This is a genomic window from Micromonospora sp. LH3U1 (assembly GCF_028475105.1).
Lineage (GTDB): Bacteria > Actinomycetota > Actinomycetes > Mycobacteriales > Micromonosporaceae > Micromonospora.
The window spans coordinates 1,383,339-1,404,331 of the sequence record NZ_CP116936.1 but is presented as its reverse complement, the minus strand read 5'-3'; the positions used below and the strand labels follow the sequence as shown (position 1 = coordinate 1,404,331).

The following is a 20,993-nucleotide window of genomic DNA, read 5'->3' as shown; positions in this document are numbered from 1 at the left end:
CAGGCCCCCCACGGTGCTTCTCGTCTACTACTCGTCGCGCAGGTCCGCGGCGCTGGCCGCCGTGGCGCCGATCGAGTCGGCGGCCGAGGTGAGCAGGTCGGCGCCGAGCGCCTGGTCGACGGTGAGCGTCATCAGCGTCTCGCCGCCCGCCTCACGCCGAGCCACCTGCATGGCGGCGATGTTGATGCCCGATTCGCCGAGCAGGGTGCCAACCGTGCCGACGACGCCGGGCCGGTCGGCGTAGCGCAGGAAGAGCAGGATGCCCTCAGCGCCGATCTCCACATCGAAGCCGTCCACCTCGGTCAGCTTCAGGACGTCCCGAGTGCCGGAGTGGGTCACCGTGCCGGAGACACTGACCGTGCGGCCGTCCGGCAGCGCTCCGCGTACCGTCACCAGGGTGGGCTGCTCGGCCGTCTCGGCCACGGTGGCCAGGGTGACCTCGACGCCACGCTCGGCGGCCAGGTGCGGGGCGTTGACGTAGGTGACCTGCTCCTCGACCACCGAGCTGAACAGGCCCTTGGTGGCGGCGAGCTTGAGCACCGACACGTCGTGGCTGACGATCTCGCCGCGTACCTCGACCGTGACGCTGGCGGCAATCCCACCGGCGACCGCGGTGAACGCCCGGCCGAGCTTCTCCGCCAGCGGCAGCAGCGGCCGGACGTCCTCGGCGACCACACCGCCGGCCTGCACGTTGACCGCGTCCGGGACGAACTCGCCCTGCAACGCCAGCTTGACGCTCTTGGCCACGGCGAGACCGGCCTTGTCCTGCGCCTCGTGGGTGGAGGCACCCAGGTGCGGGGTGGCCACCACGTTGTCGAAGGCGAACAGCGGGGACGAGGTGCACGGCTCCTTGCTGTAGACGTCGACACCGGCGCCGGCGACCCGACCCTCGGCGATCGCGTTCGCGAGCGCCTGCTCGTCGACCAGCCCACCACGGGCGGCGTTGACGATGCGAACGCCGGGCTTGACGATCGCCAGCTCCTTCTCACCGATCAGGCCCACCGTCTCCGGCGTCTTGGGCAGGTGGATGGAGATGAAGTCGCTCTCCCGCAGCAGCTCCTCCAGCCCGACCAGGCGGACGCCGAGCTGCGCCGCACGAGCCGGCTGGATGTACGGGTCGTACGCGATCAGCCGGGTGCCGAACGCGGCGATGCGCTGCGCGAAGAGCACCCCGATACGACCGAGCCCGACCACGCCGACGGTCTTGCCCTGCACCTCGACGCCGGTGTACTTCGACCGCTTCCACTCCCCCGCCTTGAGCGCGGAACTGGCGCTCGCGGTGTTGCGGGCAACAGCGAGCAGCAGCGCGACGGCCTGCTCGGCGGCGGAGACGATGTTGGAGGTGGGCGCGTTGACGACCATCACGCCCCGCGCGGTGGCGGCCGGCACCTCGACGTTGTCCAGCCCGACGCCGGCCCGAGCGACAACCTTGAGTCGCGGCGCGGCGGCGACCGCCTCGGCGTCGATCTGGGTCGCGCTACGCACGATGACGGCGTCAGCCTCGGAGAGCGCCGAGAGCAGAGCCGGACGGTCGGTGCCGTCGACGTGGCGGACGTCGAAGTCGTGGGCGAGCACCTCGATGGCGGCGGGGGCGAGTTCTTCGGCGATCAGTACGACAGGAGTCATCGGTCCTCGTAGAGGTCGTGTATGCGATCGGCCCGGCCGACGGGGTGCCGCACTGCGCCCCGCGCTGATCCGTGCCGTGGCCGTCAGGTGCCGGCTGCGCACCTACCCGCGATCGTAGGGGCCTCGTTGGTCGACGTGTTCCGGTCTGCGGGGTGAGGGCCCTCACACGCGGGGTCGGACGGCGGACATCGGCCGTTCACCTGACCGATACGGTCGCTGCGCCAAGACGTCGATGTCGTGCCCGCGCGCTCGCGCGCACCGGCCGTGGGCGCGCTCGCGCCTGCCCGCCGTGCCAAGATCCGCGCAACAGCAGGGAAAGTGCTGCCTCAGGGGAGCCTGAGGGGCCAACATTCCTGCTGTTGTGCGGATCTTGCCCGTTCAGCCCGGCCTGCGGGCGGGCGGCGCCTCGACAGGTGGCATGCCGGACGGCCCGGGCGCGGCGCTTGGGAGAGCACCGGCCCGGACCGTCGGGAAATGTCGTCCGGTTGGGCCGGGCGGTCAGGCGGTCTCGGTGATCGGGCGGTCGACCCAGCTCATCATGCCGCGCAGCTTCTTGCCGGTCTCCTCGATCGGGTGCGCCGCACCCTCGGCCTGCCACTTGGTGAAGTTGGGCCGGCCGGCCTCGTCCTCGGCGACCCACTCGCGGGCGAACTCGCCGGACTGGATCTCGCCCAGGATCTTGCGCATCTCGTCCTTTACCCGGGAGTCGATGATGCGCGAGCCACGGGAGAGGTCGCCGTACTCGGCGGTGTCGGAGATGCTGTAGCGCATCTTCGCGATGCCGCCCTCGTACATGAGGTCGACGATCAGCTTCAGCTCGTGCAGGCACTCGAAGTAGGCGACCTCCGGGGCGTAGCCCGCCTCGGTGAGCACCTCGAAACCGGTCTGCACCAGCGCCGAGGCGCCGCCGCAGAGCACCGCCTGCTCGCCGAAGAGGTCGGTCTCGGTCTCCTCGGTGAAGGTGGTCTTGATCACGCCGGCCCGGGTGCCACCGATCCCCTTGGCGTACGCGAGGGCGAGCGCGAGCGCGTTGCCGCTGGCGTCCTGCTCGACGGCGACGAGACAGGGCACGCCCTTGCCGTCGGCGTACTGGCGGCGGACCAGGTGGCCGGGGCCCTTGGGCGCGACCATCGCCACGTCCACCTCGGCCGGCGGCTTGATCAGGCCGTACCGGATGTTGAAGCCGTGGCCGAAGAAGATCGCCTTGCCGGGGGCGAGGTGCGGCGCGATCGACTCCGTGTAGAGGGCGCGCTGGGCGGTGTCCGGCGCGAGCACCATGATCACATCGGCCTCGGCGGCGGCCTGTGCCGGCGTGACCACCCGCAGGCCCTGCTCCTCGGCCTTGGAACGGCTCTTCGAGCCCTCCGGCAGGCCGATCACCACGTCGACGCCGGAGTCACGCAGCGACAGCGCGTGGGCGTGGCCCTGGCTGCCGTAGCCGATCACCGCGACCTTCTTGGCCTGGATCAGGCCGAGGTCGGCATCGTCGTCGTAGAACACCTCAACGCTCATGAGAACTTCCCTTTCGTACGACGGCCGGGGCGGCCCGTCGTGGTCTGTGCGGATGGATTCCGGGACGGCCCGCTGGGGCCGACCGGCGGCGGGTCAGGCGGCCCGCAGCGCGGGACCGGCGGTGATCGAACGCGAGCCGCGCCCGATCGCCACCAGCCCGGACTGGACCATTTCCTTGATGCCGAAGGACTCGAGGTCGCGCAGGAGCGCGTCGAGCTTGTCCGGGGTGCCGGTGGCCTCGATGGTCAGCGTGTCCGGTGCGACGTCGACCACCCGGGCGCGGAACAGGTTGACGGTCTCCAGCACCTGCGACCGCGCGGACCGGTCGGCGCGAACCTTCACCAGCAGCAACTCCCGGGCAACCGAGACCTGCGGATCCAGTTCAACGATCTTGAGCACGTTGACCAGCTTGTTGAGCTGCTTGGTGACCTGCTCCAACGGGGACGACTCCGCGTTGACCACGATGGTGATCCGGGAGACGTCCGGGTTCTCGGTCTCGCCCACGGCGAGGCTGTCAATGTTGAACCCGCGCCGGGAGAACAGGCCCGAAACCCGGGCGAGTACGCCGGGCTTGTTCTCCACCAGCACCGACAAAGTGTGCATTGTCATCAGATGTCATCCTCGTCGAAGGCCGGGCGGACGCCACGGGCGAACATGATCTCGTCGTTGCTGGTGCCGGCGGCGACCATCGGCCAGACCATCGCGTCCTTGCCGACCACAAAGTCGATCACCACCGGGGCGTCGTTGATCTCCATGGCGGCGGCGATGGTCTTGTCCACGTCGGCGGCGTTCTCGCAGCGCAGCCCGACGCAGCCCAGCGCTTCGGCCAGCTTGACGAAGTCGGGAATGCGGTGCTTGTGGGTGCCGAGCTCGGTGTTGGAGTAGCGCTCGTTGTAGAACAGTGTCTGCCACTGCCGGACCATGCCGAGGTTGCCGTTGTTGATCACGGCGATCTTGACCGGGATGCCCTCCAACGCGCAGGTGGCCAACTCCTGGTTGGTCATCTGGAAGCAGCCGTCACCGTCCACCGCCCAGACCACCGTGTCCGGCTTGCCGACCTTGGCGCCCATCGCCGCCGGCACCGCGTAGCCCATCGTGCCGAGGCCGCCGGAGTTCAACCAGGTGTTCGGCTTCTCGTAGGAGATGAACTGGGACGCCCACATCTGGTGCTGGCCCACCCCGGCCACGAAGATCGCGTCGGGGCCGACGATCTCGCCCAGGCGCTTGATCACGTACTGCGGGGAGAGCGTGCCGTCGGCCGGCTCGTCGTAGCCCAGCGGGTAACGGTTGCGCAGGTCGTCCAGCTGGGTCCACCAGTCACCCAGGTCGGTGGTGCGCCCCGCCGACCGTTCGACGGTCACCGCGGCGAGCAGCTCGTCGATGACGTGCTTGGCGTCTCCGACGATCGGCACGTCGACGTGCCGGTTCTTGCCGATCTCGGCGGGGTCGATGTCGGCGTGCACCACTGTCGCGTCCGGGGCGAACGAGTCCAACTTGCCGGTGACGCGGTCATCGAACCGCGCGCCCAGCGCGACGATCAGGTCCGCCTTCTGCAGGCCGTAGACGGCGGCGACCGTGCCGTGCATGCCGGGCATCCCCAGGTGCTGCTGGTGTGAGTCGGGGAACGCGCCGAGCGCCATCAGCGTGGTGACGACCGGGATGCCGGTCAGCTCGGCCAACCGGCGCAGCCCGTCGGTGGCCCCGGCCTTGAGCACCCCGCCACCCACGTAGAGCACCGGACGGCGGGCACCGGCCATCAGCCGCGCGGCCTCCCGGATCTGCTTGCCGTGCGGGTGCAGGGTCGGCCGGTATCCGGGCAGGTCCAGGACGGGCGGCCAGGCGAAGGTGGTCGGTGCCTGGAGCACGTCCTTGGGGATGTCGACCAGGACCGGGCCGGGCCGGCCGGTGCTGGCCAGGTGGAACGCCTCGGCCAGCACCCGCGGGATCTCCTCGGCGGTCTGGACGAGGAAGTTGTGCTTGGTGATCGGCAGGGTGATGCCCTGGATGTCCGCCTCCTGGAAGGCGTCGGTGCCGATCGACGGGCTGGCCACCTGCCCGGTGATCGCCACCATCGCCACCGAGTCCATGTACGCGTCCGCGATCGGGGTGACGAGGTTCGTCGCGCCCGGGCCGGAGGTGGCCATGCAGACGCCGACCTTGCCAGTGGCCTGCGCGTACCCGGTCGCCGCGTGCCCCGCGCCCTGCTCGTGCCGAACCAGGATGTGCCGGACGGTGGAGTCGTAGAGCGGGTCGTACGCCGGCAGGATCGCGCCGCCCGGGATGCCGAAGAGGACCTCGACGCCGAGCGCCTCGAGGGACCGCACAAGCGAGCCGGCCCCGGAAACCTGGGCCGGAGCGGAGGGCCGTACCGCCGGGACGGCCGGGGTGGCCGCGCCACGTGCGGCGGTGGGGTCGACGTCGACGGCCGGGTCGGCGGCCGCGCGGGCCCGGCGGGCGGTGTGGGCGAGGGTCTCGGGCGTGGGTTTCGTCATGGCGGTTCTGGCCTTCGGCTGGAGTGGCTGGTGGCTAGTCAAGCGTTGCGACACGGGCGGGGCCCGCCTCGCCAGGTTCCGATGGCAATAAAAACGGCCCTCGTGCAGATGCACGGGGCCAGCGCACTCTCAACGAGGGAGAGTGCGCTCAGGTAAGTACTCGCAGCGACCGGTACGACGACATGCGGCTAAGCCTGACGCATCTCACGCGATGAGTCAACTGATCCCACATGTTGGTTAACGGAGGTCGGCGCGTTGGCCGACGACGCGCCATCGGCAGGCGGGTTGAGCTGCCCGGAACCACCCGGAACCCGGCGCGGCGTGGGCAGCGGAGCAGGCCGCGCACCTGGTGAGGTGGCCGCCTCCAACATCGCCTCCAGGTGCTCGGCGGGCACCCCCCAGCCGAAGAGCGCGCCCTGGCCGAACCGGCAGCCGGCGGCCACCACCGCGGCCAGCTCGGTCGGGTTGGTCACCCCCTCGGCGATCACCTCAAGCCCCAGTTGGTGGCCCAGTCGCATCACGATGTCGACCATCGGCGCGAACGCCGGGCCGTCCTGACCGACCGGGTGGACCGGCTCGTGCTCGGCCACCAGGCTGTGGTCGATCTTCAGAATGTCGATTGGCAGCCGGCGCAACTGCCCCAGCGACGAATAGCCGGCCCCGAAGTCGTCCAGCGCGATCCGGACACCGGTCAACCGCAGGGCGGTCAGCCGTCGGATCAGCTCGTCCAGGTCGGTGGCGACCGCGTGCTCGGTGACCTCCAGCACCAGCCGCTGCGGCGGCACGTGGTGGGCGCGCAGCGCCTCGGCCACCTGGACCACGTACTCCGGGGCGTGCAGCTCGCGCGGTGAGACGTTGACCGACACCCACACGTCGTGCCCGTCCGCCAGCCAACGGGAGAGCTGGTAGCAGGCCTGATGCAGCACCCAGGCACCGAGCGAGGCGATCATGCCGCACTCCTCGGCGAGCGGGATGAACTCGTCCGGACGGACGTTGCCCAGCTCGGGGTGGTGCCAGCGGAGCAGGGCCTCGGCGCCCACCGGCCGCACCGACGGCAGCGACGCCACCGGCTGGAACGCCAACCGCAGCTCGTCGCGGTCGATGGCACCGCGCAGCTCGTGCTCCACCGTCGTACGCCGACGCAACAGCTGGTCGTACGCGGCGTCGTACCGCTCGATCCGGTTCTTGCCGCGCTGCTTGGCGTAGCGCAGGGCCAGGTCGGCGTGGCGCAGCAGCAGCTCCACGTCCGGCTCGCCGGCCCACCCGGCCACCCCGATGCTCACCGACAGAAAGACCGGGCCCTCCTGCTGGTCGTACGGTCGGTTGAGCACCCCGAGCAACCGTTCGGCGACGCGGTCCGCCTCGACCGGCCGGCCCTGCATGAGTACGGCGAACTCGTCGCCGCCCAGCCGGGCCGCCACGTCGCCGGGGCGTAGGTTGCCCCGCAGCCGTCGGCCCACCTCGGCCAGCACGGCGTCGCCCACGTCGTGGCCACGCATGTCGTTGACGTGCTTGAAGCCGTCCAGGTCGAGACCGAGCAGCACACACGGGGTGCGCGCCGCGGCGCTCTGATGAAGCGTGCGGAGCAGCCCGCGCCGGTTGGCCAGCGACGTCAGCGGATCGGTGTGCGCCAGCTCGCGGAAGTGCGCCTCCCGCTCGGCCAGGCGGTCCGCGTACCCCCGGACGTCGCGGAGGGTGAGGTATTGCCGTGCCACCAGGGCGAAGCCCTCCACGCTGCCGGCCACGATGCCCGCCGCCGTGAACCGGCCGTCCTGGACGAGGTGGTACATCGCCGAGGCGGCCATCGCCAGCATCGGGGCGATCGCGTACTCGCCGTCGCGACCGATCAGGTCCAGCTCGACCTGGCCGGGCCGGTCGGCCCGGTGTACCGCGAGCGCCACGGTCAGCAGGCCGGCGGCGAGCACTGTCGCACCGGTCAGCGCCATGGTCGGCCCGGCCTGGCAGAGCCCGGCGCTGAGACCCAGGCCGCCGCAGGTCACCGCACTGATGCCGGCGCCCAGCGCGGCGAGCCGTCGACGTGGAGCGGCGGCCCGGAAGACGACGATCACGGCGAGCCCGGCACCGAGAGCGGCGCTCACCGTGGCGAGCAGGATCGCCGGGCAGGCCACCGGGGTCGCGGCACCGAGCAGCCGGGTGGGTTCGGAGAAGAGCACCCAGCCGACGAACCACAGCGCGGCCGCCATGACCAACCCGTCCAGGGCGAGCCGGGCCGTCCCCGCCGCCGTGGCGGCCACCCCGGGCAGCCGGAGCAGACCGGCGGCGAAGGCCAGCCCGCTCACCGCCGTGCCGATCGCCACCACGGTCGCCCAACTCGTCCGCTGCCCCTGCTCGTGGGCCCAGTGGTCGTGCGCGCCGAGTGCGGCGACCACCCCTCCCAGCAGGCTGAGCAGAGCGACCCCGGCGGCTGCGGCGAGCAGCAGGTGCGCCGGTCGGCGCGGCCCCGTGCGCCGTCGGGCGACCACGGTCAGCAGCACGACGGCCACCACGGCGACGAGCCCGCTGAGCGCCGCGACAGCGACCATGCCCGGGGGGAGATGCACGCTCCAAGAGTGCCGGATGCGCGCTCGCCGTGGGGGGCTGGGTGTGCATCTGTTGGGACACGGCGTACACCCGGGAGGGTTGGCGCGGCGGCGGTGTCATGCTGGTACGCATGCCTGAGCTGCGGTCGAGGACCTCCACACACGGTCGGACGATGGCCGGCGCCCGGGCCCTCTGGCGGGCCACCGGGATGACCGACGACGATTTCGGTAAGCCGATCGTCGCCATCGCCAACAGTTTCACCCAGTTCGTGCCCGGTCACGTACACCTCAAGGACATGGGTGGCCTGGTGGCCGACGCGGTCGCGGAGGCCGGCGGGGTGGGTCGGGAGTTCAACACCATCGCTGTCGACGACGGCATCGCGATGGGCCACGGCGGCATGCTCTACTCGCTGCCCAGCCGGGAGTTGATCGCCGACGCGGTGGAGTACATGGTCAACGCGCACTGCGCGGACGCCCTGGTCTGCATCTCCAACTGCGACAAGATCACCCCTGGGATGTTGCTGGCCGCGTTGCGGCTCAACATCCCGACCGTCTTCGTCTCCGGTGGTCCCATGGAGGCCGGCAAGACGATGGCGATCGAGGGCGTCGTGCACAGCAAGATCGACCTGATCGACGCGATGATCGCCTCCTCGAACGAGGCGGTCACCGACGAGCAGCTCGGTGAGATCGAACGCTCCGCCTGCCCGACCTGCGGCTCGTGCTCCGGGATGTTCACCGCCAACTCGATGAACTGCCTCACCGAGGCGATCGGGCTGGCGCTGCCCGGCAACGGTTCGACGCTGGCCACCCACGCCGCGCGCCGGTCCCTCTTCGTCGAGGCCGGCCGCACCGTCGTGGAGATCTCCAAGCGGTGGTACGACGGCGACGACGACTCGGTGCTGCCCCGCACGGTCGCCTCCAAGGCCGCCTTCGAGAACGCGGTCGCCCTGGACGTGGCGATGGGCGGCTCCACCAACACGGTGCTGCACCTGCTCGCCGCAGCGCGTGAGGCGGAGATGGACTTCGGCGTCGCCGACATCGACGCGATCTCCCGGCGGGTGCCGTGCCTGGCCAAGGTCGCTCCGAACTCGCCGAACTACCACATGGAGGACGTGCACCGCGCCGGCGGAATCCCGGCGATCCTCGGCGAACTGGACCGGGGCGGGCAGCTCAACCGGGACGTGCACGCCGTGCACTCCCCCTCGCTGGCGCAGTGGCTGACCGACTGGGACGTGCGCGGCGGCTCCCCGACACCGACTGCCGTCGAGCTGTTCCATGCCGCCCCGGGCGGGGTGCGCACCACCGAGCCGTTCTCCACCACCAACCGGTGGTCGTCGCTGGACACCGACGCGGCGGGCGGCTGTATCCGGGACCGCGAGCACGCCTACTCCGCCGACGGTGGGCTGGCCATCCTGCACGGCAACCTGGCACCCGAGGGCAGCGTGGTGAAGACCGCCGGCGTGCCCGACGACTGCCTGACCTTCCGTGGGCCGGCGAAGGTCTACGAGTCGCAGGACGACGCGGTGACCGCGATCCTCGCCAAGCAGGTGGTCGCCGGGGACGTGGTGGTGATCCGGTATGAGGGACCCAAGGGCGGCCCCGGCATGCAGGAGATGCTCTACCCCACCTCGTTCCTCAAGGGACGTGGGCTGGGCCGCTCCTGTGCGCTGCTCACCGACGGCCGCTTCTCCGGCGGCACCTCCGGGCTCTCCATCGGGCACGTCTCCCCCGAGGCGGCCTCCGGTGGGCTGATCGCCCTGGTCCGCGACGGGGACGAGGTCGTCATCGACATCCCCGGCCGCACCATCGAGCTGAACGTGCCGTCCGACGAGTTGGAGGCGCGTCGGGTGGCCGAGGAGAAGCGCGACAAGCCGTACACCCCGACCGACCGGCAGCGCCCGGTGTCGGCGGCGCTGCGCGCGTACGCCTCGATGGCCACCTCAGCCAGCGACGGCGCCTACCGCCGCGTCCCGGAGTAAGGCACCCGGCTGCGCCTGCGTGATCGACACGGGATCAGCGATACCGGGGTATCAAGTCCGCCCGGACACCGCGGTATCAGCGATCTCGTATCGGTCATGCGCGCCACGATCGCGGTGGCGAGGTCAGCTGGCCGCTACGACATGGTCGATCACCAGGTGGGCGGCACCGGTGATGCCGATGTCCTGGCCGCTGTCGACCCGCTCGATGAGCAGGGTCTGGGTGGCCAGCGGCAGGCACCGCTCGTAGAGGGTGGCCCGCATGCTGGCGAGCAGGGGTTCGCAGTCGGCGAGCCGGCCGCCGATGGCCACCACCTGCGGGTTGAAGAAGTTGACCACGACGGCCAGGATCTCGCCGATGGCCCGGCCGGCCTGCCGGGCGAGCGCCGTGGCATGGCGGTCGCCGTCGTCGATCAGGCGGATCACGCCGGTCAGGTCGTCGACCGGCACACCCTGGTCACGTAGCGCGGTGACCAGGGCCGCGCCGCTGGCCACCGCCTCCAGGCAACCGGCGTTGCCGCAGGTGCAGGGTGGCGCGGGATCAGCCACCACCCGGCAGTGGCTGATATCCCCGGCCGATCCCTGCGCGCCCCGGTGCAGCCGTCCACTGGAGATGACACCGGAGCCGATTCCGGTGCCAGCCTTGATGTAGACGGCGTGGTCCAACTCGGGATGCGCGGTGCGGTGCGCGCCGAGCGCCATCAGGTTGGCGTCGTTGTCCACGATGACCGGTGCCTCGACCCGGCCGGCGCAGAACGCGGCGACGTCGAAGCCGTTCCACCCGGGCATCCGGGAGGGGCTGACGATCCGACCGGTGGCGTGCTGCACCGGGCCGGGGATGCCGATACCGACGCCCCGGAGCATGCCCGCCGCGGATCCGCCACCGCTCGCCAGCGTGGCGACCTCGCTCAGCAGCGCGCCGAGCACCGCCTCCGGGCCGTCCTCGATGCGGACCGGCAGGGTGCGGCCCTGGACCACCCGCCCGGAGAGGTCCAGTGTGCCGACCCGCGCGTGATGCGCACCGAGATCGATGGCGCCGACCACGGCGCCACCGGTGGGTACGGCGAGCTGGCGTGGCCGTCGCCCGCCCCGGGACCGCCCGGCACCGGTCTCCTCCAGCAACCCCTGGTTGATCAACGACTCGACCCGCTGGGAAACGGTCGAGGGAGACAGCCCGGAGAGCCGGGACAGGTCGGCACGACTGACGGCCGCTCCGGTGGCCACCCAGCGCAGGAGCTCCCGGGGGCCGCCCCGGAGGGCTTCGCGTGGCGCGTCGTCAATCGTCACGTCAGGTTCTTAGCATCCACAGTTTGTTCAAGCAACCGGTTGACTTAGTTTCCTGGCTACCTTTAGATGGCGCTGTTGGTTCGAAATGAAGCCGACTTAGTTTGGTTGTCGAAGAAAGTGGGTGCGTCTGGTGGCACCGGGGACGACGGCTGCGGACCGACCGATGGTGTCGGTACGCGGCCTGAACAAGTGGTTCGGTCCGCTGCACGTGCTCAAGGACATCGACCTCACGGTGGCCGCCGGCGAGGTGGTCGTCGTGGTGGGGCCCTCCGGCTCCGGCAAGTCGACCCTGTGCCGCTGCCTCAACCGGCTGGAGACCGCCGGGGAGGGCAGCATCGAGATCGACGGTGAGCCGCTGCCCTCCGAGGGCCGCGCGCTGGCCCGGCTGCGCGCCGATGTCGGCATGGTCTTCCAGTCCTTCAACCTCTTCGGCCACAAGACGGTGCTGGACAACATCACTCTCGGCCCCACCCGGGTCCGCAGGATCGCCCGGCCCGAGGCGCGACAGCAGGCGATGACCCTGCTGGAGCGCGTCGGTATCGCCGACAAGGCAGACCACCACCCGGCCCAACTCTCCGGCGGGCAGCAGCAGCGGGCCGCGATCGCCCGAGCCCTGGCGATGCAGCCGAAGGTGCTGCTCTTCGACGAGCCGACCTCGGCCCTCGACCCGGAGATGGTCAACGAGGTGCTCGACGTGATGGTCTCCCTCGCCGCCGAGGGGATGACCATGATCGTGGTGACCCACGAGATGGGCTTCGCCCGCCGCGCCGCCGACCGGGTCGTCTTCATGGACGACGGCCGCATCGTCGAATCCGGCGCTCCCGACGACTTCTTCGCAGCTCCGCGCACCGAGCGGGCCCGCGACTTCCTGTCCAAGATCCTCCAGCACTAGCCCCCAACGGGAGGGTGTCATGTCAATCCTCAAGATGAGCTTCACCGGGCGGCGCTCGCTCGCCCTCACCGCCACCGCGGTGGCGGTGGCCCTCGCCGCGACCGGCTGCGGCGGCGACAGCGGCAGCAGCGCTCCGACGCTGCCCGGCAACACCGGCCTGGGCGGCGACGGCGTCATCGCCCAGTCGGTGTACGACGCCGCCCCGGTCGCCACCGACGCGGACATCCCGGCCGGCTCGGCCATGGACGCGATCCGCAAGCGCGGCTACCTGAACATCGGCGGATCCCTGGACGCGCCGCTGCTCGCCCAGCAGAACCCGGTCAGCGGCACCATCGAGGGCTTCGACGCCGACATGGCGAAGCTGCTGGCGAAGTACATCATCGGCAAGCCCGAGGTGAAGACGACGACCATCGGCACCCAGACCCGGGAGGCCATGCTCCAGGCCAAGTCGGTGGACGCGGTCTTCCAGACGTACACGATCACCCCGCAGCGGGCCACCCAGGTCGCCTTCGCGGGGCCGTACCTCACCTCCGGCCTGGCGGTCGGGGTCCGCAAGGACGAAACCTCGATCAAGAGCGTCAAGGACCTCGCCGGCAAGACCGTCATCGTCGGGGCGAACACCCCCGCGGTCACCGCGCTGCCCTCCGCCGCTCCCGGCTCGAAGCAGATCGCCTTCGGTACCGACCCGCAGGCGCTGCAGGCTCTGCTGCAGAAGCGCGGCGACGCGTACGTGCAGGACTTCACGCTGCTCGCCTCGGGCGCCAAGGCGAACCCGGGGATGAAGGTGGTCGGCGAGCCGTTCACCACCGAGGCGTACGGCATCGGCCTCAACCGGGAGGACACGCAGTTCAAGGAGTTCGTCAACAACTGGCTGAAGAAGATCCAGGCCGACGGCACGTGGGCGAAGGTCTGGGAAGGCACCCTCGGCTCGGTCGTGGAGGGTGGGGCGCCCACCCCGCCCGCCCTCGGTTCCGCCGACGGCTCCTGAGAATCCTCTCGTACCGATGGACGCCCTCACCGCCCACCTGAGCGAGCTCGGCCACGGCCTGGTCACGACGGTCGAACTGACCGTCGTGACCACGGTCGGCGCGATGCTGCTGGGCATCGTCGTGGCCACCCTGCGGATCGCCCCCGTGCCGCTGCTGCGCGCCATCGGCACGGCGTACGTCGAGGTGTTCCAGAACCTGCCGCTGCTGGCCCTGCTGGTGCTCTTCGTCTTCGCGTTGCCGACCATCGGCATCACGTTCCCGCTGTTCACCTCGGCCGCGATCGTCATCGCCGTGTACGAGGGGGCGTACCTGGCCGAGGCGATCCGCGCCGGGATCAACACGGTCGGCGTCGGCCAGGCCGAGGCGGCGCGCGCCATCGGGCTCACCTTCGGCCAGTCCCTGCGGCACGTGATCCTGCCGCAGGGACTGCGGGCGGTGATCCAGCCGATCGGCAACATCTGCATCGCGCTGCTGATGAACACGTCGCTGGCCGCCGCCGTCGGGGTGGTCGAGCTGACCCAGGCGGCGAACACCGTGAACCTCATCGAGGCTCAGCCGATCGCTGTCTTCACCGGCGCGGGCCTCGCCTACATGCTGCTGGCGCTGATCATCGGTCAGGTCACCGGCCTGCTCGAACGAAGGCTGGCGATCGTCCGATGAACCAGACCCAACAGATCCTCTTCGACGAGCCCGGCCCCCGTGCCCGGCGGCGGATCCGGATCGCCACCGTGCTGGGCGCCATCCTCCTGGCCGGCGCCGCGGTCGGGGCCGTGTACCAGTTCGCCAGCCACGGCGAGCTGACCGCCGCCCGGTGGGAACCCTTCACCACCTGGCCGATCTGGCGGTACCTGCTCAACGGCCTGTGGGCCACGGTGCGTGCCGCCGCCGCGACGGCCGTGCTCAGCGCCACGCTCGGGTTGCTGCTGGCGCTCGGCCGGTTGTCGACGCACCGACCGTTGCGGTGGCTGGCCGGCGCGTACGTGGAGATCTTCCGGACCGTCCCCACGCTGCTGCTGATCTACGTGACGCTGTTCGCGCTGCCGCAGTACGGCATGAACTTCCCGCTGTTCTGGAAGCTCGTGGTGCCGCTGGTGGTGTCCAACTCGGCGGCGTTCGCGGAGATCTTCCGGGCCGGCATCCTGGCCCTGGACCGGGGGCAGACCGAGGCGGGCCTCGCCGTCGGGCTGCGCCGCGGGCAGGTGATGGCGTTGGTGGTCCTGCCCCAGGCGCTGCTCCAGCTCACCCCGTCCCTGGTCAGCCAGCTCGTCGGGCTGCTCAAGGACACCTCGCTCGGCTTCGTGGTCAGCTACACCGAGCTGCTCTACAGCGGCCAGGTGCTCTCCTCGTACACCCACCTGCTGATCCAGACGTTCCTGGTGGTGGCGCTGATCTACCTGGTGGTCAACGCCTCGCTGTCGAAGTTCGCCCGCGTACTCCAGGCCCGCAACGGCCGCTTCGGCGGCCGGCGCGGACGACGGACCGCTGATCTGCCCCCGCCGCTCATCGAAGGGAACAGCACCCGGTGACCATTTTCCGCTACGCCGAACTGGCCCGGGTCGTCCGTAACGGCTTCGTCGAGAGCAGGCACTACGGCAGCGTCGTGGTGCTCGCGCCGGACGGCGAGGTCGTTCTCGCCGCCGGTGTACCCGACGAGCCGGTGCTTCCCCGCTCCACCCTCAAACCGGTGCAGGCACTGGCCTGTCGGGTCGTGGCGGGCGACGAGCTGACCGGCCCCGCGCTGGCCCTCGCCGCCGGCAGCCACACCGGCGACGACCGGCACGTCGAGGTCGTCCGGGCGATGCTGACCGGTGCCGGCCTCACCGAGGATGCGCTCGGTTGCCCGGTGGACTGGCCGGAGGACGAACCGACCCGGGACCGGCTGATCCGCGCCGGCGGGCAGCGCGACCGGATCCGGATGAACTGCTCCGGCAAGCACGCCGCGATGCTCGTCGCCTGCGTCGCCCGGTCCTGGAGCACACACGACTACCTCGACCCCGACCATCCGCTCCAGCGGGAAACCGCCGCCATCGTCGCCCGCCTGGCCGGCACGCCGCTCGCGCACCACGCGGTCGACGGCTGCGGCGCACCGTTGTTCGGCCTGCCGCTGACCGGCCTGGCCCGCACGTTCCAGGCGTTGGTCACCGCGCCTGCGGGCACCGACGAGGCGCTTGTCGCGCAGGCCATGCGCCAACACCCGGAGTACGTGGGCGGCTGGCACGGCCACCCGAACACCGACCTGATGCGGGCACTGCCCGGCGTGCTCGCCAAGGGGGGTGCGGAGGGCGTGCTCGCGGTGGCCGCCCCGGACGGTCACGCGGTGGCGGTGAAGGTGATCGACGGTTCACCCCGCGCCACCACCGCCATCGCGCTCGCCGCCCTCGACGCGGTCGGCGTACCGGTGGGTGGCGCCGACGCGCTGCGCCGGGTGCCGGTGCTCGGCGGTGGCGAACCAGTCGGCGCCGTCACCGCCGTCATCGATTGGACCGCGGCACCGTCTCGTACCGAAGCGGCATCGTCCCGCAGCGAAAAGGAAGAGTCATGAACACATTCGAGATCTGCATCGACAGCGTCGAGGGGGCGGTCGCCGCCGAGGAGGCGGGCGCCGACCGGGTGGAGTTGTGCTCCGCGCTCTTCGACGGAGGGCTGACCCCCAGCCTGGGCACCATCGAGACGACCCTGCGCGCCGTCACCCGCATCCGGGTGCACGTGATCGTCCGGCCACGGGCCGGCGACTTCATCTACTCGCCGTTCGAGATCGAGGCGATGGAGCGGGACGTACGGGCTGCGGTCGCGGCCGGCGCGCCCGGCATCGTGATCGGCGCGCTGACCGCCGAGGGTGACGTCGACGTGCCGACCACCCGTCGTCTGATCGCCGCCGCTGGCGACGCCAGCATCACCTTCCACCGTGCGTTCGACATGACCCGCGACCCGCACGCCGCACTGGAGCAGCTCATCGAGTTGGGCGTGCACCGGGTGCTCACCTCGGGCCAGGAGGTCAGCGTGCTGGAGGGTGCTCCGCTCATCGCCGACCTGGTGCGCCGGGCCGCCGGGCGGATCGTCATCATGCCGGGTGGTGGCATCACCCCGCGCAACATCGCCCGGATCGTCGAGGCGACGGGCGCCGACGAGTACCACTTCGCGGCCCTGGTCAGCTCGGACAGCCCGGCCGTGCACCGCAACCCGGCACCGCTGATGGGCGGCAGCCTCAACCGGCCCGAGTACGAGCGATCGGGCACCTCGGGTGCCCTGGTCGGCCAGGTGCTCGCCGCCGCTCGCGCCTGACCCGCCGCGCGCTCTGACGAGCGGTGGGACTGGAGGAGGCTGCCATCTCCTTCAGGCCCACCGCTCGTGCCAATCTCAGTACGCGATCAGGGCGATGAGCAGCGAGGACACCACGGCGACCAGGAGCACGACGCCGGTGCCGAGCCCGACCACCGCACTCACCGCCACGGCGCGGGCCCGAGCCACCGGGACCGCCGCGAGCGCCACCACGGTGACCAGCGCGGCGACCAGATGGATCAGCGGGTAGTCGATCAGCGCCGCCACCGGGAAGAGGTGCACGCCCACGACGAGGGCGATCCAGGGGGCGGTCAGCTCACGGCGCTTCAGCAGGGCGAGCAACCCGGCACCGACGGCGGCGGCCGCGAACTCGACACCGACGACGATGCCGAAGGTCCGGCTGGTGTCGGCGTCGAACGCCGTACCGTCCGACCAGTGACTCCACGCGAGGAGCGCTCCGGCGACGGCGGTGAACAGCGACAGAACCGAACCGGCGATGAGCACCGGCCGCCAGGGTTTCGGGGGCGCTTCCTGAGCCCAGCCGAACCAACTGGTGGCGAAGAACCCGAAGACGAACGCCGTCGCGGCCGCATCTCGGACATGTTCGGTGATCATTGTGCTCCCCGGGATACCGCGTGGCTCGACGACTGTCGTCGCCTGCCCGTCAGCCGCTTTCTTGAGCAGCGGCCCGTGACGCGGTAGATCTTGCCCTATCCGTCTCGTGAGCACTCTGATCGTGCTCGAACACGGAAATAGTGGCCTCCCTCGCCGACGGAGACCACTACTTCCTGGATCGAGCACGATCATGAGGCGCGAGCTAGCCGCGTCCGATGTCGTTCACGCAGCGCAGCATCGGGCGGGCGGCGAGGGCTGTGGCGTCCAGCGGGGCGTCGGCGTGCAGGGTGAAGGTCGTCGACTCGCCTGGCAGCAGGGTGACCAGGGCCTTGTCCACGGAAGCTGTCGGGTCCAACCGGTCCGCGAAGAGCGTCAGGTCGCGCAGCACCGTAGCGGCCGTGACCCGGACCCGCTGCCCACCGTCGAACGACTCGACCGTCGCCTCCCACGCGGCCGCGGGCCAGTCCACGTCCCGGTCCTCGGCGAAGAACCAGAGCGCACGCTCAGCGCTCTGGCCCGCCTCGGCGACCAGCAGCTCACGCCGGGACTCCTCCGGCCGGCTCAGCTCCGTCGGCAGCGCCAGCGTCACCGCCGAGTACGCGGGAACGGCCAGCTCCATCGTCGTCTTCGCCCGTGGCTCACCGGTGAGGGTCAGCCGCGTCACCGAGGCTGACGCGTGCCAGGGCGTGCCGCCGTCGTTGACCGCGACCAGGGCCAGGCCGCCGTCGCGGGGCTGCACGGTGAGCAGCCGATCGGCGTACGCGTGGCGCAGCGCGTACCACAGGGGTTTGCGGCGGCCGTCGCCGTCGACGGCCGACCAGGAGGTGACCGGCCAGCAGTCGTTGAGCTGCCAGACGATGGTGCCCGCGCAGATGCCCCGGTGTGAACGGAAGTGCTCCACCCCCAACTGGATCGCGCGGGCCTGGTTGAGCTGCGTCAGGTAGTGCCAGTCGTCGAAGTCCGCCGGGGCGGGCAGGTGCGCGTCCAGGCCCCGCTGGAGTTTGCCGTCACCGTCGGCCGCCTTCTGGTGGTGAGCCATGCCCGGTGAGTCGTGCGCCAGGGGCTCGTCGCTCAGTGCCCGACGCAGGGTCGCGTACGCCGGTGGGGCCTGGTAGCCGAACTCGGCGACGAAGCGCGGCACGTACTCCCGGTATTTGGTGTAGTCGTCGGTGTTCCACACGTCCCAGATGTGCGTGGTGCCGTGCGCCGGGTCGTTGGGGTGGATCGCCTCGGTGCCCGACCAGGGGCTGCCCGGCCAGTACGGGCGGGTCGGGTCCAGCTCGCCGACGATCCGGGGCAACACGTCGAGGTAGTAGCCGCGCCCCCAGGTGCGCCCTGCGAGGGCCTGCTGCCAGTCCCAGTCGTGCCAGCCCCAGATGTTCTCGTTGTTGCCGGTCCAGAGCACCAACGACGGGTACGGCGCCAGCCGGGTCACCTGCTCGGCGGCCTCGGCGGCCACCTCGCTGCCGAACGGCTCCTCCTCCGGGTAGGCCGCGCAGGCGAAGAGGAAGTCCTGCTGGACGAGCAGCCCGCGCTCGTCGGCGAGGTCGTAGAAGTCCGCCGACTCGTACCGGCCACCGCCCCAGACCCGCAGCAGGTTGATGTTGGCCGCTGCGGCCTGGTCGAACCGCTCGGCCAGCCGGTCCCGGGTGATCCGGGTGGGGAACACGTCGTCCGGGATCCAGTTGACCCCGCGTACGAACACCGGCACGTCGTTGACCGACAGCGCGAACGGGGTGCCGTGCTCATCGGGAGTGGTGTCCAGTCGCACCGAGCGGAAGCCGATCCGATGGGACCAGCTGTCGAGGGTGTCGCCGTCCGGGGCGTGCAGGGTCACCTCGATCGGGTGGCGCACCTGCTCCCCGTACCCCCGGGGCCACCAGAGCGCGGGCTCGCGGACGGTGAGGGTCAGGACGGCCGTGCTCTGCCCGGCCGGGACGACCACGTCGGCGCGGGCGTCGGCGACGGCGGCCCGGACGGTCAGCGGGACGTCCGCGACACGCTCGACCTCGACGTGCAGCTCGACCCGCCCGTCACGGCCGTCCATGGTGACCAGTGGGCGGACGGTGGCCAGCCGGGCGGTGGACCAGGCGTGCAGGCTGATCTCCTGCCAGATGCCGGCGGTGACCAGGGTCGGCCCCCAGTCCCAGCCGAAGTTGCAGGCCATCTTGCGGATGAAGTGGAACGGCTCCGGGTAGGCGTTGGGCCGGTCGCCGAGCCGCTCCTGCTGCGCCTCGGCGTAGCGGTACGGGGAGTCGAACGCGACGAGCAGGTCGTTGTCGCCGTCGCGCAGCAGCGGCCGGACGTCGAACCGGTAGCCGCGGTGCATGTTCTCGGTGCGGCCGACCTCAGCGCCGTTGACGGTGACCGTGGCCACGGTGTCCAGGCCGGCGCAGACCAGGTCGACCCGGTCGTGGTCGCCGGCCGGGCGCCGGAAGCTCGTCCGGTAGTGCCAGTCGGTGCGACCGATCCAGGCCAGGGCCAGTTCGTTGTCGTCGAGGTAGGGGTCGGGGATCAGCCCGGCGTCGAGCAGGTCGGTGTGCACGCAACCGGGCACGGTCGCCGGCACGGCCTGCCCGGCGATTTCGGCCGGCACCTGCGCTCCGGGTGCCGCCCGCAGGGTCCAACCGTCGTAGAGTGCCTGTCGGCTCAAGGTTTCACCGCACCTTCTGCATCGAAAGACGTTGACTGAACCGGATAAGCTGAGCCACCGTACGGTTCGGAATCCGGACTGTCAACGGCCGGAGAGTGGAGGAGCACGCCGGTGAAGCGGCCGACCATCGCCGACGTGGCCCGACGCGCCGGGGTTTCCAAGGGCGCCGTCTCGTACGCGCTGAACGGGCAGCCCGGCGTCTCCGAGGCCACCCGGCAGCGCATCCTGAGCATCGCCACGGAGATCGGGTTCAGCCCGAGCAGCGCCGCCCGCGCCCTCTCCGCCGCCACCGCCGGGGCAGTCGGACTGGCCCTGTGCCGACCGGCCCGGATACTCGGCATCGAGCCGTTCTTCATGGCGCTGATCAGTGGTGTCGAGGCCGAACTCTCCGCCCGCTCGTACGCGCTGACCCTCCAGGTGGTGGCCGACCACGACGCCGAGATCGCGGTCTACCGGCGCTGGTGGGGCGAACGTCGGGTGGACGGGGTGCTCGTCTGCGACCTGCGCACCGACGACCGGCGCATCCCCGCACTCGAGCAGCTGCAACTGCCGGCGGTGGTGATCGGCGGGCCCGGTGGCACCGGTGACCTGGCCAGCCTCTGGTCCGACGACACCGCCGCGCTGACCGAGACGGTGGAATACCTGGTCGCGCTCGGGCACCGACGGATCGCGCGGGTCGCTGGCCTGCCCGACCTGCGGCACACCGAGATCCGCACCGACGCCTTCGCGGCGGTCTGCCAGCGGCTCGACCTGGTCGACGCGGTCACCGTCTGGTCCGACTACACCGGCGAGGAGGGCGGTCGGGCCACCCGCCGGTTGCTCAGCTCCGCCCACCGGCCCACCGCGGTCATCTACGACAACGACGTGATGGCCATCGCCGGGCTGTCCGTCGCCCAGGAGATGGGGCTCACCGTGCCGGGCGATCTGTCCATCGTGGCCTGGGACGACTCACCGCTGTGCCGCCTCGTGCATCCGCCGCTGACCGCGCTGGGCCGGGACATCCCGGCGTACGGCGCGCACGCCGCCCGGCAACTGCTCGCCGTCATCGGCGGACAACCCGCGAGCCGGGTGCAGGACGAGACGCCCCACCTCACCCCGCGGGGCAGCACCGCACCTCCCCGAGATAGGTGAA

16 protein-coding genes are annotated in these 20,993 nt (G+C 71.1%); 8 read left to right on the top strand and 8 right to left on the bottom strand.

Annotation, left to right across the window (positions count from 1 at the left end):
• Window positions 1-27: 27 nt before the first annotated feature.
• The 5 genes from serA to PCA76_RS06495 all read right to left on the bottom strand — a co-directional run bounded on the left by serA (window position 28) and on the right by PCA76_RS06495 (window position 8,173).
• Window positions 28-1,626: a phosphoglycerate dehydrogenase gene (gene serA, locus PCA76_RS06515; RefSeq protein WP_272616020.1), complete on the bottom strand. Its 1,599-nt coding sequence runs from the start codon at window positions 1,624-1,626 to the stop codon at window positions 28-30.
• Window positions 1,627-2,124: 498 nt separating this feature from the next.
• A complete protein-coding gene (gene ilvC, locus PCA76_RS06510) occupies window positions 2,125-3,138 on the bottom strand; it encodes a ketol-acid reductoisomerase (protein WP_272616017.1) in 1,014 nt (337 codons plus the stop codon).
• 93 nt (window positions 3,139-3,231) lie between these two features.
• Window positions 3,232-3,747, bottom strand: a complete 516-nt coding sequence (gene ilvN / locus PCA76_RS06505) for an acetolactate synthase small subunit (RefSeq protein WP_124815780.1) — start codon at window positions 3,745-3,747, stop codon at window positions 3,232-3,234.
• A complete protein-coding gene (locus PCA76_RS06500) occupies window positions 3,747-5,630 on the bottom strand; it encodes an acetolactate synthase large subunit (RefSeq protein WP_272616014.1) in 1,884 nt (627 codons plus the stop codon). Before PCA76_RS06500 ends, ilvN begins: the two co-directional genes overlap by 1 nt.
• 188 nt (window positions 5,631-5,818) lie before the next feature.
• On the bottom strand, window positions 5,819-8,173 hold the full coding sequence (locus PCA76_RS06495; RefSeq protein WP_442930245.1) for a putative bifunctional diguanylate cyclase/phosphodiesterase: 2,355 nt from the start codon (window positions 8,171-8,173) through the stop codon (window positions 5,819-5,821).
• A 128-nt stretch (window positions 8,174-8,301) separates the two neighbouring features.
• Between PCA76_RS06495 and ilvD the strand changes: the two genes are divergently transcribed.
• A complete protein-coding gene (gene ilvD / locus PCA76_RS06490) occupies window positions 8,302-10,149 on the top strand; it encodes a dihydroxy-acid dehydratase (protein ID WP_272616010.1) in 1,848 nt (615 codons plus the stop codon).
• Between the two features lie 123 nt (window positions 10,150-10,272).
• Here ilvD and PCA76_RS06485 read toward each other — a convergent pair whose 3' ends face one another.
• Window positions 10,273-11,433, bottom strand: coding sequence for an ROK family transcriptional regulator (locus tag PCA76_RS06485; protein ID WP_272616008.1), 1,161 nt, complete (start codon window positions 11,431-11,433; stop codon window positions 10,273-10,275).
• A 163-nt stretch (window positions 11,434-11,596) separates the two neighbouring features.
• Here PCA76_RS06485 and PCA76_RS06480 point away from each other — a divergent pair, with 163 nt between their 5' ends.
• Genes PCA76_RS06480 through PCA76_RS06455 form a run of 6 tightly spaced genes read left to right on the top strand, consistent with a single transcriptional unit; the run spans window position 11,597 to window position 16,596 of the window.
• Window positions 11,597-12,325, top strand: a complete 729-nt coding sequence (locus tag PCA76_RS06480; protein WP_272619216.1) for an amino acid ABC transporter ATP-binding protein — start codon at window positions 11,597-11,599, stop codon at window positions 12,323-12,325.
• Window positions 12,326-12,344: 19 nt separating this feature from the next.
• A complete protein-coding gene (locus PCA76_RS06475; RefSeq protein ID WP_272616006.1) occupies window positions 12,345-13,313 on the top strand; it encodes a glutamate ABC transporter substrate-binding protein in 969 nt (322 codons plus the stop codon).
• Window positions 13,314-13,329: 16 nt separating this feature from the next.
• Window positions 13,330-13,974, top strand: coding sequence for an amino acid ABC transporter permease (locus PCA76_RS06470; RefSeq protein ID WP_272616004.1), 645 nt, complete (start codon window positions 13,330-13,332; stop codon window positions 13,972-13,974).
• Window positions 13,971-14,840 carry an amino acid ABC transporter permease gene (locus tag PCA76_RS06465; protein ID WP_272616002.1) on the top strand — a complete coding sequence of 290 codons (870 nt, stop codon included), beginning with the start codon at window positions 13,971-13,973 and terminating at the stop codon, window positions 14,838-14,840. The genes PCA76_RS06470 and PCA76_RS06465 overlap by 4 nt, the downstream gene beginning before the upstream one ends.
• Window positions 14,837-15,856, top strand: a complete 1,020-nt coding sequence (locus PCA76_RS06460) for an asparaginase (protein WP_272616001.1) — start codon at window positions 14,837-14,839, stop codon at window positions 15,854-15,856. The genes PCA76_RS06465 and PCA76_RS06460 overlap by 4 nt, the downstream gene beginning before the upstream one ends.
• On the top strand, window positions 15,853-16,596 hold the full coding sequence (locus tag PCA76_RS06455; RefSeq protein WP_272616000.1) for a copper homeostasis protein CutC: 744 nt from the start codon (window positions 15,853-15,855) through the stop codon (window positions 16,594-16,596). The genes PCA76_RS06460 and PCA76_RS06455 overlap by 4 nt, the downstream gene beginning before the upstream one ends.
• Before the next feature lie 75 nt (window positions 16,597-16,671).
• Here PCA76_RS06455 and PCA76_RS06450 read toward each other — a convergent pair whose 3' ends face one another.
• Window positions 16,672-17,208 carry a hypothetical protein gene (locus tag PCA76_RS06450; RefSeq protein WP_272615998.1) on the bottom strand — a complete coding sequence of 179 codons (537 nt, stop codon included), beginning with the start codon at window positions 17,206-17,208 and terminating at the stop codon, window positions 16,672-16,674.
• A 202-nt stretch (window positions 17,209-17,410) separates the two neighbouring features.
• Window positions 17,411-19,861 (bottom strand): glycoside hydrolase family 2 protein, encoded by a 2,451-nt coding sequence (locus PCA76_RS06445; protein WP_272615996.1) that lies wholly within the window; start codon window positions 19,859-19,861, stop codon window positions 17,411-17,413.
• 111 nt (window positions 19,862-19,972) lie between these two features.
• On the opposite strand from PCA76_RS06445, the gene PCA76_RS06440 reads away from it, so the two are divergent.
• Complete coding sequence (locus tag PCA76_RS06440; RefSeq protein ID WP_272615995.1) at window positions 19,973-20,992, top strand: LacI family DNA-binding transcriptional regulator; 1,020 nt, start codon at window positions 19,973-19,975, stop codon at window positions 20,990-20,992.
• Window position 20,993: the final 1 nt, after the last annotated feature.

Coding starts and splice junctions, on each gene's coding strand:
- serA (WP_272616020.1), bottom strand. CDS start 1,626: ATGACTCCTGTCGTACTGATCGCCGAAGAACTCGCCCCCGCCGCCATC.
- ilvC (WP_272616017.1), bottom strand. CDS start 3,138: ATGAGCGTTGAGGTGTTCTACGACGACGATGCCGACCTCGGCCTGATC.
- ilvN (WP_124815780.1), bottom strand. CDS start 3,747: ATGACAATGCACACTTTGTCGGTGCTGGTGGAGAACAAGCCCGGCGTA.
- PCA76_RS06500 (WP_272616014.1), bottom strand. CDS start 5,630: ATGACGAAACCCACGCCCGAGACCCTCGCCCACACCGCCCGCCGGGCC.
- PCA76_RS06495 (WP_442930245.1), bottom strand. CDS start 8,173: ATGGTCGCTGTCGCGGCGCTCAGCGGGCTCGTCGCCGTGGTGGCCGTC.
- ilvD (WP_272616010.1), top strand. CDS start 8,302: ATGCCTGAGCTGCGGTCGAGGACCTCCACACACGGTCGGACGATGGCC.
- PCA76_RS06480 (WP_272619216.1), top strand. CDS start 11,597: ATGGTGTCGGTACGCGGCCTGAACAAGTGGTTCGGTCCGCTGCACGTG.
- PCA76_RS06475 (WP_272616006.1), top strand. CDS start 12,345: ATGTCAATCCTCAAGATGAGCTTCACCGGGCGGCGCTCGCTCGCCCTC.
- PCA76_RS06470 (WP_272616004.1), top strand. CDS start 13,330: ATGGACGCCCTCACCGCCCACCTGAGCGAGCTCGGCCACGGCCTGGTC.
- PCA76_RS06465 (WP_272616002.1), top strand. CDS start 13,971: ATGAACCAGACCCAACAGATCCTCTTCGACGAGCCCGGCCCCCGTGCC.
- PCA76_RS06455 (WP_272616000.1), top strand. CDS start 15,853: ATGAACACATTCGAGATCTGCATCGACAGCGTCGAGGGGGCGGTCGCC.
- PCA76_RS06450 (WP_272615998.1), bottom strand. CDS start 17,208: ATGATCACCGAACATGTCCGAGATGCGGCCGCGACGGCGTTCGTCTTC.